Origin of the sequence: Halomonas sp. KHS3 (genome assembly GCF_000830495.1) — a bacterium.
Lineage (GTDB): Bacteria > Pseudomonadota > Gammaproteobacteria > Pseudomonadales > Halomonadaceae > Vreelandella > Vreelandella titanicae.
This window is the reverse complement of the sequence record NZ_JWHY01000014.1, coordinates 1-15460: the sequence shown is the minus strand read 5'-3', so window position 1 is coordinate 15460 and position 15460 is coordinate 1. Positions and strand designations below refer to the sequence as shown.

Sequence of the window (15460 nt, the reverse complement as noted above, 5' to 3'; positions counted from 1 at the left end):
TTACAAAACTGAAAATTTAGTTTTTAAAGCTTGTCTGCGGGTTTCCCCGCGGGGTTGCCCTTTATTTGGGGGCCGCCGCTGACATTTCAAGGGCTTTTTTTCACACACTTTTTTCAAACTCTGTGCCGCCAGTGGCTTAATCGGCTTTTTTACTCACTACAACCATCGCTGGGCGCACCAAGCGTCCATTGAGTAAATAGCCTTTCTGCATAACGTCCATCACGGTGTTCGGTTCGAGATCCGAGTTAGGCACCATGGTCATGGCTTCGTGCACTTGCGGGTCGAAGGGTTCACCATGGGGTTCAATGCTTTCAACGCCGAACTTGTTGAGTACATCCAGCTGCATTTTCAAGGTCATGGAAACACCTTCACGATGAACTTCCGATGCACCCTCTTCCATGGTCTCAAGCGCTTTTTCCAGGCTATCTACCACTGGCAGCAGCTCTTTAACGAACTTCTCCAGGGCAAACTTGCGGGCTTTTTCCGCTTCCTGCTCCGCACGACGGCGCACGTTTTGCGCTTCAGCGGCGGCGCGAAGGGCTTGATCCTTGGCTTCGGCCAAGCTCTGCTCTAACTCACCTACTTGGGCTGCCAGCATTTCCGCTTCCGGGTTGTCGACGCTGTCCTCTAGCGCCTCTTCGTCATTGATCAATCCTTCCAGTTCGCCCTCCATCAAGCGCTCTTCAGCAACCTTCTCAGCTGCTTGCTCGGCGCCATCGGCGTCTTGCTCGTGGCGGGCCAGCTCATCGTCCATTGGTGTTTGCGGTTCTTTCGCCATGTTGTGCTCCTAAAAAGTAGAGCGCGGCCACGCGGGCGGCGCGCAAAGAAGTAAGCTTTAAGTCACTAGCTTTGACTGATCATGCACGCTATATGGGGGCCATAAATTCCATCTCAAGAGGTGCATTGAAGTGAGTTATTAACTACTGTATAAATCAACAACTATTGGATAAGTATCCAGCTTCTATGCTGTACCGCCTCAGGAGGCGCCATGCTTACTCAGCTAGCTATTCAAGATTTCGCCATTGTCGATCACTTAGAACTCGACTTGACCGGCGGTATGACCGCGATTACCGGGGAAACCGGCGCGGGCAAATCGATCCTGTTAGGCGCCCTTGGGCTCTGCCTGGGCGAGCGTGCCGACGCCGGAAGCGTGCGTCACGGCCGCGAGCGTACGGACCTCTCCGCACGCTTCGACATTCAACACCTGCCCGCCGCCATCGAGTGGCTAACGGCGCGGGAGCTCCCCGCTGAGGAATGCTTGCTGCGCCGTGTGGTCACCGCCAACGGCCGTTCCAAAGCCTGGATTAACGGCCAACCCGCGACTATCTCGGATCTAAAATCCCTCGGCGAGCAGCTGATTCAAATTCATGGACAGCATGCTCACCATGCGCTGATGCGCGAAGAGACCCACCTTGCCCTGCTGGACGATTACGCAGGCCTAAACGATGCCACCACTCAATTAGCTGAAACGTTCCGCGAGTGGCGCAGTGCGCGTCGGCAGCTGAAGAAGCTAAGCGAAGAAGGCAGTGAAGTTGAGGCCAAACGGCAGTTGCTGCGTTACCAAGTAGAAGAGCTGGATCAGCTCGGTTTAGCGGAAGGTGAATTAGCCACGTTAGAGGAAGAGCAGCACACCCTGGCTCACGCGGAAGAGACCCTGCGCGAAACCCAGTTTGCCGCCGACTGCTGCGCCAGTGACGAGGGCGGCGCACTCTCTTTGCTCAACCAAGCGTTCACCCACTTAAGCGCCCTGCCAGGTAGCGACAAAGGCACCCTGGCGAACACGCTTGCCATGCTGAGCGATGCGCGCATTCAAGTGGAAGAGGCCTCCAGCGAACTCAATCGCCTCGCCAGCACCACCGAATTAGACCCTGAGCGGCTCGCCTGGGTTGAAGAGCGTATGACCGACGTCCATCGGATTGCCCGCAAGCACCACGTTGCTCCTGATGAGCTATGCGCCCTGCATGCTGACCTACAGCGGGAAGTCGCGCAGTTAGAAGAGGGTGGCAATGACCTGGAGGCACTCAGTGCGCGGGTCGTCGAGCTACGCGAAGACTATCGCCAAGAGGCGAAAAAACTCAGCGAGAGCCGTCAAAAAGCCGCACTTCGCTTGGGTAAAGAGGTGCAGCAGCAACTGGGCTTTTTGGCCATGGGCAAAGCCCGTTTTGAAGTGGAGGTCACCGCTAAAGACGCGCCCTCCCCTGAAGGCCTTGATCGCGTGCAGTTTTTGATTAGCGCCAACCCTGGCCAGCCCGCTCGCCCATTGACCAAAGTCGCCTCCGGCGGTGAATTGTCGCGGATTAGCCTGGCGATTCAAGTGGTCGCGGCGACGCACTCAACCGTGCCCAGTCTGGTGTTTGACGAAGTGGATGTGGGTATCTCGGGGGCCACCGCAGAGATCGTTGGCCAACTACTGCGCAAACTGGGCGAAAACGGCCAGGTCATGACCGTGACCCACCTACCCCAGGTGGCAGCACAGGCGCACCAGCACCTGCATATCGAGAAACAGGCGAAGCGCGATACAACGCTGACCCAGATGGCGCTACTCGACGAACAGGGCCGCATCAGCGAACTGGCGCGCATGCTGGGCGGTGTCACGCTTTCTGACCAAACCCTCGCCCACGCTCGGGAGATGCTGCACGCCAGCCAACGCCCGCCGCACTGATTGAGCGGGCGCCCTGCGCCGTTTCTGTGCATTTCTATAGCGCACAGCTATACAGCACATCTGCACACAGCAAAACAAACGCCCCTGATCCACTTGGCGAATTCAGTTAACAGCTTCTGCTAACCAGGAATTCGGCCAAATGGCTCAGGGGCGCTTATATTTCGAACCGCGATTAACGGTCTGCGACTAACAGCGACCTACGAACACTATTTCTTGTTCGTCGGCCCGCTGTCCTGGCGCGTCACGTCGGAACCGCGCGGACGTACATAGAGCACCAGAGCATGATCCACTAGTTCGTAGCCGTGCTCTTCAGCGATTTCTTGCTGACGGCGTTCAATGATTTCATCAACGAACTCAATGATTTCGCCGCTTTCAAGGCACACCATGTGGTCATGGTGATCCTCTTGGGTCATCTCGAATACCGCATGGCCTCCGTCGAAATTATGACGAATTACCAAGCCCGCTGACTCGAACTGAGTCAATACGCGGTATACGGTTGCCAAGCCAACATCTTCGCCCGCATCAATCAGTGTTTTGTACACTTCTTCCGCGCTAAGGTGGTGCTGACCCGAAACATTTTCGAGAATTTGAAGTATCTTGACGCGCGGCAGGGTCACTTTTAGACCGGCTTTGCGCAATTCATGGTTCTGATCGGCCATGGTCGCTCTTCGCAGTAACTGGTTAGGTCGGGTATGATCAACCGAAACCACGATAGTGAAGAATAGGCCCAAATGCAAAAATTGACTCAAATCATCACGCTCTCCGTTGCCCTTACTGTCATTAGCGGCTGCAGCTACGTAGGCGTGTACAAGCGCGATATTCCCCAAGGCAACCTAGTCACTCAGGAAATGGTCAGCCAGCTTCAGCCAGGCATGACCCAAGAGCAGGTGACTTACGTAATGGGCAGGCCATTGCTGGAAGCGCCCTTTGACGCCAGCCAGTGGGATTATGTGTTTCGTTTAGATAAAGCGTATGGCGATGTAGAGCAACGTCGCGTAACGCTCACCTTCGATCCCCAGGGCCGCCTGGTGAACATTGAGCAAGAAGGGGATCTATCCAAAGAGCTACCGCTTGAAGGCGATAGCAGCATGGGGCCTGCAACGGAAGGCGTTGATCCAATGGATGCCCTCCCTACAGAGAGCACCCAGACGCGGCCACCTGAGGGCACACAGCCTGTTCAACAGCCTTAAAAGCGGTTAACGCTTCGGGTCGCTCGCTTGACGCTTAGCGCGCTCTAGGCGAGCGGCCTTGGGGTCGATCGCCAACGGCCGGTAAACTTCGACCCGATCCCCGTCGCGTAATAGATGGGTATCGGGTTCACGTAGCGCTTTACCGAAAATGCCCAGCGGCGCCTGAGCAAAGGTTTCGCCGGGCACATCAGGAAAGAGCGTGGGCAAATCGGCCAAGGCAACGGCCTGACGTGCCGTAGTGCCCTCAGGCACGCGCAGAGCCACTATGCGCTGTTTGGAAGGCAACGCGAAGGCTACCTCAACCGCAAGCGCTTCAGCGCCCATACAGCTCGTTTGCGCGCTTGGTAAAGGCATCGACTAGCTGGCCAGCGATTTGCTGAAAGAGTTTGCCGAACGCCATACTGAGCAGCCGGTTGGCGAACTCAAACTCCATCTCAAGGCTCACCTTGCAGGCATCCTCCCCCATGGGGATAAACAGCCAGCGACCTTTAAGCCGCTTGAACGGCCCTTTTACCAGCGATAGTTCAATACGCTCGGGCGCAAAAAGTTCGTTGCGCGTGGTGATGGTTTGCTCAACACCGGCGCGACCCAGGGTCATTTCGCCGATCAGATGCACATCATCATGTTCGAGCAAACGCGCCTGGCGGCAGCCTGGCAAAAACTCCGGGTAGCGTTCGAAGTCGTTAACCAGATCGAACATTTTCTGGGGGGTGTGCCGCACTAAGGCGGAACGATTGACGGTTGGCATTGACCTCTCCGCTGACTTCACAGTGCCCAAAGCGTATCATGGGAAACATTTTTCAGACCCTAAATGGTATCACGCCTCCCCAAATAACGAAGGGGAAGCCACTGACAGATTAATTATGAGGTTCCATGGCCACTAAGAAAGGTAACAGTAAGGGCCCCGGTAGCAGCGTTATTGCCCAAAACAAGAAGGCACGGTTTGAGTACCATATCGATGAGACCTTCGAGGCGGGGCTATCGCTCGCTGGCTGGGAAGTGAAGAGTCTGCGCGCCGGTAAGGCTCAGCTCACCGATACCTATATTTTGGTTCGTAACGGCGAAGCGTTTCTGCTGGGTAGTCATATCATGCCGCTGAATACTGCGAGCACACACGAGATTGCTGACCCGACGCGCACCCGCAAACTGCTGCTGCATCGCAAAGAGATCGCCAAAATCTTTTCGATCACCCAGGACAAAGGCCACACCTGTGTGCCCCTCAAGCTTTACTGGAAACGCAATAAAGTGAAGTGCGAGCTGGCGCTAGTGACCGGTAAACAGCTGCATGACAAACGCGCAACAGAAAAAGATCGCGACTGGAGCCGCCAAAAAGGTCGAATTATGCGGGAACATAACAAGGCATAACTGGTCAATCAGGTGTGAGCACGTTAGAATGCTCAACTGAAATAAGGGGGCGACATGGTTTCGACGCCGGTGACAACCCTTGCGGTGCATGCCGAGAGCGTGATGTATCTCGTAAATCCCACATCACGAAAAATAGTCGCAAATGACGAAAACTACGCTCAAGGCGCGCTAGCAGCTTAAACACTGTTAGCTTCTTGTCTGGCCCCAAGGTGATGTGCCTATTCATCGCTGAGGGGATACGAGCTAAAGCTGATAGGATCGCGTTTGGTGGTGTCTTCTCGCCAAGCGCTAAACTTTAGAAGACTCGCGTGGCTGAATCCTGATCGTCGGAGTCAGTTGCGTTAAATCAAATGACGAAATCTAAGCATGTAGAGCCAATAGGCGCGTGCTGGCGGACGCGGGTTCAATTCCCGCCGCCTCCACCACCTTACTATGCAAATCAAGCACCTACGGGTGCTTTTTTTGTTTTCCCATCCCAAATACCATCCAAAGTAAAACCGGTGCCTTCCTGCTGGATTCCTATTATCTCAGTACGAAAAATACGGATGCGTAGCGTTACGGGGTGTCACGACCCACTGTTTGGCGTTGGTCCTCGGAAGGAAGACTGCCAAAGCCAATTCGCTTAAGCCCTGGCTGCACCCGCTTCGGCCAAAAGAAGACTTTCAGTTTTTTCGCATATAAGCCTAAATATTATTAATTCAGATAACCCATTAATTACTATCTCACCTAATTTTGTAAACGCTTACCCATCATTTTAACAACGCTGATGGGAGGAAAACCTCTAGCCCTCAGGAGAGCGCTAGAGGCCACTGCTTTAGAAAACCTTATTCAGCTCCCCATAGTCCCCTCTAACACGCAACACCACGGTCACGTCGTTATCATTGCGATTATGAAAGAACCAACCTTGGTTACCGGTGAAGTCAGCTTCACGTGCGCCTTCGTCTTTGGGCAAACCACGCCCTTTCTCATCGCTGATCGAGTTGCCATTTCCGTCACAGTGGGTGTCGAAATTAAGTGGCCCACCAACGGAGGTCCAAGCGAATGTCGCGACAGCGCCTTCTTCCATTGTCAGTTTGTACTCGGTGCCCTCACCCGGCGTGAGGTGAAGTTCACTTCATCACCAAGGCTTATTGCGGGCCATGGTAGCTGCGCATGCTTCCCCTCATCTGTTCACGCTGCTCATCGGTTAGTAAGTCCTGCATCTGATTATGCATGCGCACATTATCAGCCATCATATCGCCATGAAGGTTGGCCATTTGGGCATGCAGCGCCTTTACTTCCTCTGGCTCTGGTCGCTCAGCCTGCATGATTTGCACCATGTCGTCGCGAAGGTTCATCATTTCGCCCATCCGCTCAAATTGGGCCGCGCGGTGTTCCTGACGCATCTCACGCATGGTACTCATCTGCTGCTCGTCGAGCATACCGACCATGCCGGACATAGTCCCTATACCTCCCATCATTGGACAAGGCATCATCCCACTTTGCCCTCCCATCATCATTCCTGGGTACATGCCTTCTTGACTGCCCATCATCATGCCCGAACCCATACCGCCTTGGCCGCCCATCATATTGCCTTGACCTTGGGCGCCTTGGTTCATACCTTGAGCGAAGATGACGCTGCTTGTGACACTGAGGCTTGCAGCCAGACCAAGGGCAAAAATCACCTTGTGCTTAACCATGATATTTCCTCTCATGTTGCTGGTCGAGACATCGCCTTTTCCTACAGAAGAAGGCGGAGTTAGCTTACGTTATAAGCCTACAACCTATAGGTAGCCCAAAGGTAAAGGGGAAACCAATCCCAATACCTAAATGTTGTCACAAGTCATTTTTCCCGCCGTTTTCAGCCCTGTTTCAGGTTGGCACGTTATAAAACTGAGCCACTTCCATGAAGAAGAGCGCGTCCAAATGCCTGCTCAAATACCTCACCGCCCAAGAGGCGGAAACCCCTGAAGCCAAAGTGTTCCTGGACGCTCTCTTAGCTCCCAAAGGGCACGAAGCTATGTGCCTTGTTCGCCAAACAGGACGAATGAACGGCCTCTGAAGGCTCAACCGAATCAGTTTTAGCGCCTCCGCGATGAAGAAACGGCATCCATTCAACCCTGAAAAAACATATAAGGAATCGGCATGCAAAAGAAGACGAGATCTCTCCCGATCGTTCACGCTACCTTAGCAACACTGTTGATTTCGCTAGCAATCCCGGCACTCGCCCATGAAGGCCGCACAAGCACTTCGCCTAAGGATGGTGACACCGTTCAGGACTCCCCTGCGAAAATTGGCATTGAGTTTGGTGACGTGATGCGCATCACCCAGTTTGAGGTGACAGGCCCGAATGGCTCAGTTCCCCTTGATGGTCAGCCAGGTAGTGAACAGGTCGAACGCTACTTCGTAAAGCCCGGTGAAGTTCTTTCGGCTGGGAACTATCAGGTGCATTGGCGAGGCCTATCGGATGACGGGCACATGATGTCCGACGGTTTTAACTTCTCGATCGAGCCCTGACCCGTGGCCTGGTGGCTCTCCGTAAATAGCCTCGACGTCTGGATCGTCACGATGATCCTCGTGGCGGCCGGGGTTTATCTTAGCGCCCTAGTCGCAACGGGAGCCGTGCTGTTTCGCCTAGCGTTTCCGCAACTCCCTGATCACGACCGGAGGCGCGTTGTCCGCATGGGTGTCTTCGCTGCTTGGTCGGGGGTTACCCTGGTTCTGTTCCAGTGGCCTTTGCAAGCCGGATACCTTGGGGGCGGCAATGTGGCTGCTGCAACCAACCCGATGCTGCTCGGGATCGTGTTCGAGGGTGCGCCCGGGACGCGGCTGATACTGGCCGTTACTGGCTTGCTGCTGGTCCAGGCGATTCAGCTCAATAACTTACTACTCTCGAAAACAGCCAATAGCTTGAGCCTAGTAGGCGTGTTACTGGTGATGTTAGCGTTCGTGCAGGTGGGACATACAGTGAACACCCCACGCCTCGTCCTGTCTGGTTTGCTGATCTTTCACTTGATGGCAGCGGCATTCTGGGTGGCCTCACTGTGGCCGCTGTTCCACTTAGTGGGGCGACGTCACAACCAGGGCAATAGCGCCCGCATTCTGACTCGTTTCGGGCAAATCGCCATGGGCGGGGTTGGCTTGTTGGTGCTGACGGGCGTCACTTTGGCCACGCTGCTTACGGGCGGTCTCACGCCGCTGCTCACCACGGCATATGGACAGCTCTTGATCGGCAAGGTATTGATTGTCGCGGTGCTACTGTTATTTGCTGCCGCGAACAAGTGCCGACTTGTACCGGCCTTTGAGAGCGGCGACGCTACAGCCCCACGACGTTTACAGCGCAGTATTGCTCTGGAGATGGTACTGGTCGCAGTTATACTGCTGATCACTGCGGTGCTGACAAGGGTCACATCACCGAATGGTTAAGGAAAGGACATCCCCCTGGTTAGTTAAGCGTCCAGCTTAATAGCTATAAGCAACGCTCTCCGGAAGGCAAGGCCGATACCATCCGCGCGCTGCAAGCGATGCACGACAGGTCATTGAGGCGATGGACGTGACACTAATCCGCAGCGAGCTCACCGCTGTAGTGAAGGTGTCCTAAGGCAACTAACACTCAATGACATGAGGTTCAGGCTCATTTCAGGTTGGTACGCTATAACGCTTAGGTACACCACTAAGAGGTAAACATGATGCGCAAGACCTACCTGACCTACAGTCTACTGACAATATCACTCTGTGTTATGGGGTCCACCTCTTGGGCAGCGGGCGAACATGATGGTTCTCTCAATGACGCGAGCTCTGCCGATGTTGATCGCACTATTAGCTTTGAAGCAGGCGATATGTGGTTTGATCCTGAAGATATCCAAGTTACCGCCGGTGAGACCATTAAATTTGAAATTTCCAACACCGGTAATCTTGAGCATGAGTTCGTGATAGGTGATAAAGCCGCCCAGGAAGAGCACCGTAAGATGATGCAAGAAATGAGTGGTGGTCATGGTGAAGGTCATGGCGGACACGACATGGCGGAAGGTGCGCATGGCGGGCAAATGCCGTCTATCACCATCGGGGGAGGTGAAACCAAAACGCTGGTATGGACGGCTTCCTCAGATGTTGACAGTCTGGAGTACGCCTGCAATATCCCTGGTCATTATGAATCAGGAATGTATGGTGATATTAACTTTTAACGCGATATCAGCTTATGAAACTGTTGTTTCTGGAAGATGATGACCTGTTAGCCGAGAGCCTAGCTGAAAGTCTGAAAGACAACGGTTACCTCGTCGATGTAGCCGCCTCTGTCAAGGCGGCTGCGTCGTTTATGGCAACCGAAGAGTACGAGCTTGTCATCCTAGATATTGGGTTACCCGATGGCTCGGGGCTTGAACTACTCACCCAGTGGCGTAAACAAAAACGTACTACTCCTGTTTTGATACTCACCGCGCGCGATACGTGGGAAGACAAGGTAGTTGGCTTGGAAACCGGGGCCGACGACTACCTCACTAAACCCTTTCACGAAGCCGAACTGATGGCACGCCTAAAGGCACTACTGCGCAGGCGGTCTGGCCAGCTATCCCAAGTCATCACTCTCAACGGTGTCTCCTTGGATGAAGCGAGCCAACGTGTTTGCAGCGAAGAATCAGCATGGCGTTCGCTTACTGCCACCGAGTTTCGGCTACTGCGTTACCTGATGCTTCACCCCGATCGCATTCACTCCAAGGAGCGACTGCTAGAACAGCTTTACGCGTTGGAGCAAGACGCCGCCGCACCTAACCTTGTTGAGGTATACGTGGCGCGTCTGCGCCGTTACCTTGGCAAGTCGATCATCCAGACGCGCCGCGGCCAGGGGTATATTTTTGTTTCACGTTGATAAACGCAGCTTACGGTTTCGTCTACTAGCTTGGCTGGGCGGCGTCGCGTTGCTGGTTGTTGGCTTGACATGGTTGCTGCACGGCGTGTTTCTGCAAAAGCTTGCTAAGGATTTTCTTGGTGAACGCCTCAAGCGTGAAGCCGTACATGCTGTATCACAGTTAGAAAATGACCGGTTGGCAATGCCCATATCGCTCGTCTCGACTAGCAAAACTTACCAAGTATTTCATCACCTTTACGTACTACGTCTCAATGGTGAGACCAGCGCCTCAGACCCAGAGTGGCAGAGACAGCTCGCAATGTTACTGAACGAAGAAGGTAATGCGCTCATCGAGGTCAAGCGTGGCAAGCGCCATTTGCTGGTGTATCGCCAGCATTTCGAGTGGCAGGACAGCACCGGCGTATTGCTGATTGGTGAGGATTTTTCTCAGGTAGAAAATGGGCTAGCCACGTTGCACTGGTGGGTAGGCGGTATTGCTGCAGGCTTACTTTCGGTTCTGGTCGCGCTCAACATGTTGGCCGTTAACCGTGGTTTGCAGCCCCTGTGGCAGTTGCGTGATCAGCTTGAAGCCCTGCAAGCAGGCGAGCGTCAGCGACTCTCTCTGAACGCGCCCGCCGAGCTAGATGGCTTGGTCGCGCAGCTCAATCGCTTTATGGATGACATCGACCTACGTTTGCAACGCTCACGGGAGTCAGTTGCCAACCTTTCTCATGCGCTTAAAACACCGTTGGCGGCGATCACCCAAGTGCTCAGGGGCAGCCGGCCAATTGACGACAGCCGCCGCCATAAGCTTCTGATGCGGCTAGAAGATATCAACGTACAATTGGATGCCGAGCTTCGCCGTGCGCGTATCGCAGGCCCTCATGCGGGGCGTTTGACCCACCTCATCCGCGACAGTCAACGCCTAATGAGCATGTTCCGTAGTCTCTACCCTCAGCAGGCGTTCGAACTAACGCAGGCAATTAATCAGCGTGACCAGGTCCCTATTGATGCCCACGATTACTCCGAAATATTGGGCATTGTGCTGGATAACGCTGGCAAATGGGCCAAACAAGAGATTTGTTGCCATATCAACGTTACGCCACAAACGCTCATGCTAACTGTTGATGATGACGGTCCCGGCGTCGCGGAAAGCGACATACCTCGTTTAGGTGAGCGTGGCACTCGGCTGGATGAACGCCATCCCGGTTACGGCCTGGGGCTTGCTATTTTGACGCAGCTGGTAGAACGCTATCACGGTCACTGCCAGTTTGAGCGCAGCCCACTGGGTGGTCTGCGGGTTATCACCACGCTCCCATTAACGGCAGTGACATCCGCTTAACTGTTTTTCAGCGTTGATTCAGCTTGCTCCCCCAAGATGATGATATTCATCAGCGATGGGAGCTTTATATGACGCGTTCGAACATCATCACCCACCCACTCTCACGTCGCCAGGTGTTGAAAGGCGGCGCGGCGCTAGGGTTAGGTTCCGCCGCAGCAATAGGCTTAAGCCCCGCCTGGGCCAACCCCTGGGGGCGTACAAACGTCTATTCCAAAGGCGTGGAAGAAGGCCCGGTGGTATCGCTGGCCATCCGGCGTGAATCCATTCCGATTGATGGCCAGGAAGCGAGCACTTTTAGTATCAACGGCACCAGCCCCGGCCCGTTGATTCGCCTGAAGGAAGGCCAGGACGCAGTGCTGCGCGTCACCAATCTGCTCGATGAGTCCACCTCCATTCACTGGCACGGCTTAATTCTGCCCCCGGAAATGGATGGGGTACCAGGGGTAAGCTTTGCTGGCATTGCGCCCGGTGAAACCTTCACCTACCGTTTCCCTGTGCGCCAGAATGGCACCTACTGGTATCACAGCCACTCCGGCATGCAGGAGCAGCTAGGCCACGTGGGGCCGCTGATTATCGACGCCGCCGAGCGCGAAACCTTCCGCTATGACCGCGAGCACGTGATACTGCTCACCGACTGGACCTTTGAAGACCCCATGTCGATGTTTCGCAACCTGAAAACCATGGAGGGCTACTACAACTTCCAGGAACGCACGGTTGCCGATTTCTTCGCCGATGTACGGCAAAACGGCTTGGCCCCCACCGCCGAGATGCGCGGCATGTGGGCCAAAATGCGTATGAGTTCGCGGGACATCGCGGATGTCACTGGCAGCACCTACACCTACCTACTCAACGGCCATTCCCCTGAGGAAAACTGGAGCGCGCTGTTCAAGCCGGGCGAACGTGTACGACTGCGAGTGATCAACGGCTCGGCGATGTCCTACTTTGATGTACGTATACCCGGCCTCAAAATGACCGTAGTGGCCGCCGACGGCCAACCGGTTCAGCCCGTACCTGTCGATGAGTTCCGAATCGGCGTTGCCGAAACCTACGACGTTTTGGTGTCACCCGAAGACGATCAGGCCTACACCATCTTCGCCGAATCCATGGATCGCAGCGGCTACGCTCGCGCCACTTTAGCCCCGCGCGAAGGCATGCAGGCGGAGATTCCGGACCGTCGCCAAATTGCTGACCGCGGTATGGAAGCCATGGGTGCCCACGGCATGACCAGCATGGATCATTCCACTATGGAAGGAATGGACCATTCGGGCATGTCGAACATGCAGGGGATGGACCACGCCAGCATGGAAGAAATGGATCACTCGGCTATGTCAAATATGGAGGGTATGGATCATTCCAACATGGAGGGAATAGACCATTCGGATATGTCGGGTATGAACAACATGGATCACTCCAATGGCATGGCCGGAGAGCAGCGCAACATGCTCGCAAGCGGTATGTTGGCAGCTGGCGACGCCCAGCCGGGCTCACGCTATGGTCAAGTGGGCATAGGCATTGACCCCGATGAGCGTCGTGTTCTGGTTTACCGAGACTTGAAGGCCTTCACGCCATGGCCCGACCGCCGCGAGCCCAGACGCGAGCTTGAACTGCACCTCACCGGCAACATGGAACGCTACATGTGGTCGTTCGACGGCAAGAAGTTTAGCGAAGTAACTGGGCCAATTCACTTCGAGAAAGACGAGCGGCTGCGCCTAATACTGATCAACGACACCATGATGGAACACCCCATTCACCTACACGGCATGTGGATGGAGCTGGAAAACGGTCAGGGTGAGCTGATTCCGCGTAAACACACCCTGAATGTTAAGCCCGGCGAGCGGGTTTCGGCGCTGATCACGGCAGATGCCGAAGGCAGTTGGGCCTTCCATTGCCATCTGCTTTATCACATGGATGCTGGCATGTTCCGCGTTGTTCAGGTTTCTTAAGGAGGCAGTATGAAAGCCAAGTTCTACTTCACTGGCATTAGCTTAGCGTTTGCCATGACCACCGCTGCCCAGGCGGAAGATGGTTACGACGCGCCGAATGATTGGCCAGCCCCGATGATGGAACACAATATGGGGATGGCGCTCTTTGATCGCCTTGAATATAGCGTGCCCGACAACGGCGAAGAGGCCGTTGTTTGGGACTTTCAAGGCTGGTACGGCGGTGATATTAATCGTGTATACCTTAAGTCGGAAGGCGAGAACGTCCAGGGCGACGGCGAGGATGCCGAGTTCGAATCCCTTGAACTGCTCTACAGCCGCCTGGTTGCCGACTTTTGGGAGTTACAGGGCGGCGTGGGTTATCAGGGTGGCGTATTTTCCGATGACCACGCCGAGCGAACCTATGCTGTGGTGGGCCTGCAAGGCGTGATGCCCTACGGCATCGAAACCGATGTCGCCCTACAGCTGAGCGATGACGGCGATCTAGCCGCCAGCTTTGAGGGCGAATACGACCTGCGCCTGACACAACGCCTTTATCTTCAACCACGTACTGAAATTGCCGTTGCTGCCAGTGAAGTCGAGGAGTTTGGTGTGGGCGAGGGGCTCAACTCAGTGCGTGTGGGGATGCGTCTCGGCTACGAGGTCACCCGCCGCTTCGCTCCGTACGTGGGCGCTTACTGGGTAAAAGAGTATGGCGATACCGCCGACCTTACTCGAGCTAGTGGGGTTAGTAGCGAAGACACCGGCGTGGTTGCGGGTGTCAGGGTAATGTTTTAGGTGGGATTTTTGCTACATCCACCGTGTAATCGCCAGACACAACACCTCTTGGTAGGCTGATACAAACACCTGCCATGCCACATATTTGACTTAAAGGCTGCACATGAGTTCTAGACTATTAGAGCTATTAGAACTTAAAAGAGCACGAGGTCGTGCGCCTTGTTCGCCAAACCGGGGGAATGAACGATGTCTGAAGACCATGCCGAGACAAAAGTGAAAGACCCTGTTTGTGGCATGGACGTTGATCCCCATGCTACTCACCACCGTGCCAATCACGCGGGTAAAACATGGTACTTCTGCTCAGAAAAGTGTCAGGAAAAGTTTGTTGCCAAGCCTGATGCGTATCTTGAGCCAAGCAAACAGTCACAAGCGTCAGTACCCTCGGGTTCTATTTATACTTGCCCGATGCACCCAGAAGTTCGACGAGAAGGGCCAGGCGACTGCCCAATCTGCGGCATGGCGTTGGAACCTGAGACCGTCTCTGCTGACACCGGCCCTTCAGACGAACTCAAGGACATGACCAGGCGCTTCTGGATCGGCCTAGTATTGACCCTGCCCGTGTTTGCCCTAGAAATGGGTGGCCACGTGTTTGGCCTTATGCATTTTATTTCCCAGCAAACCTCTAACTGGATTCAACTGCTGCTGGCAACGCCGGTAGTCGTCTGGGCAGGTTGGCCATTCTTTGTACGCGGATGGCGTTCGCTAGTGCATCGCAGCCTTAATATGTTCACGCTAATCGCGATAGGTACCGGCACCGCATTGATCTACAGTTTGCTGGCCACCCTCACTCCGGGCATCTTTCCCGATGCCTTTCGTCAAGCCGATGGCTCGGTGGCCGTTTATTTTGAAGCGGCAGCAGTGATTGTCGTTTTAGTTTTACTAGGACAAGTATTAGAGCTACGCGCTCGTGAAAAAACCTCTGGCGCTATTCGCGCTCTGCTCGACCTAGCGCCCGCTACCGCTCGACGCCTTGATGATCAGGGCAATGAGGAAGATATCTCCCTTGACCAGGTTCAGGTAGGGGACCGTCTCCGGGTGCGCCCCGGCGATAAGGTGCCATTAGATGGCGAAGTGATGGAAGGTCGCTCCAACGTTGACGAATCCATGGTTACCGGCGAACCACTAGCGGTGAAAAAGGAAGTCGGCGATGGCGTCATTGGCGGCAGTATCAATGGTCAAGGATCCTTTGTCATGCGCGCTGACAAGGTGGGCCAGGACACCATGCTGTCGCAGATTGTGCAAATGGTCGCCAGCGCCCAGCGCAGCCGCGCACCCATTCAAGGGCTTGCCGACAAAGTCGCCAGCATCTTTGTACCCGTCGTTATTCTCATTGCCGTTGTGGCTTTCATCGCCTGGTCATTG

17 protein-coding genes and 1 other RNA gene are annotated in these 15460 nt (G+C 54.7%); 12 read left to right on the top strand and 6 right to left on the bottom strand.

The genetic code is table 11. From position 1 onward, the window contains the following. Nucleotides 1-136 precede the first annotated feature (136 nt). Nucleotides 137-778, bottom strand: a complete 642-nt coding sequence (gene grpE / locus RO22_RS22165; RefSeq protein WP_041159418.1) for a nucleotide exchange factor GrpE — start codon at nt 776-778, stop codon at nt 137-139. 210 nt (nt 779-988) lie between these two features. On the opposite strand from grpE, the gene recN reads away from it, so the two are divergent. Continuing rightward, entirely contained in the window at nt 989-2662 is a 1674-nt protein-coding gene (gene recN / locus RO22_RS22160) for a DNA repair protein RecN (RefSeq protein ID WP_041159417.1), read from the top strand. Nucleotides 2663-2868: 206 nt separating this feature from the next. Here the strand turns inward: recN and fur are convergent, their stop codons facing one another. Next, nucleotides 2869-3321, bottom strand: coding sequence for a ferric iron uptake transcriptional regulator (gene fur / locus RO22_RS22155; protein ID WP_007111850.1), 453 nt, complete (start codon nt 3319-3321; stop codon nt 2869-2871). A 72-nt stretch (nt 3322-3393) separates the two neighbouring features. Between fur and bamE the strand changes: the two genes are divergently transcribed. Then, on the top strand, nt 3394-3852 hold the full coding sequence (gene bamE, locus RO22_RS22150; protein WP_027958232.1) for an outer membrane protein assembly factor BamE: 459 nt from the start codon (nt 3394-3396) through the stop codon (nt 3850-3852). Between the two features lie 6 nt (nt 3853-3858). Here the strand turns inward: bamE and RO22_RS22145 are convergent, their stop codons facing one another. Beyond that, nucleotides 3859-4176 carry an RnfH family protein gene (locus tag RO22_RS22145; protein WP_022520727.1) on the bottom strand — a complete coding sequence of 106 codons (318 nt, stop codon included), beginning with the start codon at nt 4174-4176 and terminating at the stop codon, nt 3859-3861. After that, the gene (locus tag RO22_RS22140) at nt 4166-4600 is read right to left on the bottom strand and encodes a type II toxin-antitoxin system RatA family toxin (RefSeq protein WP_022520728.1); all 435 of its coding nucleotides are present in this window, start codon (nt 4598-4600) and stop codon (nt 4166-4168) included. The genes RO22_RS22145 and RO22_RS22140 overlap by 11 nt, the downstream gene beginning before the upstream one ends. 125 nt (nt 4601-4725) lie before the next feature. On the opposite strand from RO22_RS22140, the gene smpB reads away from it, so the two are divergent. After that, entirely contained in the window at nt 4726-5217 is a 492-nt protein-coding gene (smpB, locus tag RO22_RS22135) for an SsrA-binding protein SmpB (RefSeq protein ID WP_008958772.1), read from the top strand. A 45-nt stretch (nt 5218-5262) separates the two neighbouring features. Beyond that, nucleotides 5263-5642: a transfer-messenger RNA gene (gene ssrA, locus RO22_RS24350) on the top strand. A 389-nt stretch (nt 5643-6031) separates the two neighbouring features. On the opposite strand, the gene RO22_RS22130 is transcribed toward ssrA, so the two are convergent. Both RO22_RS22130 and RO22_RS22125 read right to left on the bottom strand, forming a co-directional pair. Further along, entirely contained in the window at nt 6032-6283 is a 252-nt protein-coding gene (locus RO22_RS22130; RefSeq protein WP_052475748.1) for a hypothetical protein, read from the bottom strand. A 61-nt stretch (nt 6284-6344) separates the two neighbouring features. Then, nucleotides 6345-6896 (bottom strand): Spy/CpxP family protein refolding chaperone, encoded by a 552-nt coding sequence (locus RO22_RS22125; protein ID WP_052475747.1) that lies wholly within the window; start codon nt 6894-6896, stop codon nt 6345-6347. Between the two features lie 445 nt (nt 6897-7341). Between RO22_RS22125 and RO22_RS22120 the strand changes: the two genes are divergently transcribed. The 8 genes from RO22_RS22120 to RO22_RS22085 all read left to right on the top strand — a co-directional run. Beyond that, entirely contained in the window at nt 7342-7713 is a 372-nt protein-coding gene (locus RO22_RS22120) for a copper resistance protein CopC (protein ID WP_041159416.1), read from the top strand. A 51-nt stretch (nt 7714-7764) separates the two neighbouring features. Beyond that, a complete protein-coding gene (locus tag RO22_RS22115) occupies nt 7765-8622 on the top strand; it encodes a copper resistance D family protein (protein ID WP_235270542.1) in 858 nt (285 codons plus the stop codon). A gap of 260 nt (nt 8623-8882) precedes the next feature. Then, on the top strand, nt 8883-9380 hold the full coding sequence (locus tag RO22_RS22110; RefSeq protein ID WP_027958229.1) for a plastocyanin/azurin family copper-binding protein: 498 nt from the start codon (nt 8883-8885) through the stop codon (nt 9378-9380). 14 nt (nt 9381-9394) lie between these two features. Further along, nucleotides 9395-10060 carry a response regulator transcription factor gene (locus RO22_RS22105; protein ID WP_041159414.1) on the top strand — a complete coding sequence of 222 codons (666 nt, stop codon included), beginning with the start codon at nt 9395-9397 and terminating at the stop codon, nt 10058-10060. Continuing rightward, nucleotides 10047-11381 carry an ATP-binding protein gene (locus RO22_RS22100; RefSeq protein ID WP_027958227.1) on the top strand — a complete coding sequence of 445 codons (1335 nt, stop codon included), beginning with the start codon at nt 10047-10049 and terminating at the stop codon, nt 11379-11381. The genes RO22_RS22105 and RO22_RS22100 overlap by 14 nt, the downstream gene beginning before the upstream one ends. Before the next feature lie 68 nt (nt 11382-11449). Continuing rightward, nucleotides 11450-13324, top strand: coding sequence for a copper resistance system multicopper oxidase (locus RO22_RS22095; RefSeq protein WP_041159413.1), 1875 nt, complete (start codon nt 11450-11452; stop codon nt 13322-13324). A 9-nt stretch (nt 13325-13333) separates the two neighbouring features. Further along, nucleotides 13334-14098, top strand: a complete 765-nt coding sequence (locus tag RO22_RS22090) for a copper resistance protein B (protein WP_041159412.1) — start codon at nt 13334-13336, stop codon at nt 14096-14098. 186 nt (nt 14099-14284) lie between these two features. Beyond that, nucleotides 14285-15460, top strand: a 1176-nt coding sequence (locus RO22_RS22085; protein ID WP_041159449.1) for an HAD-IC family P-type ATPase, incomplete at its 3' end; no start/stop codon positions are given.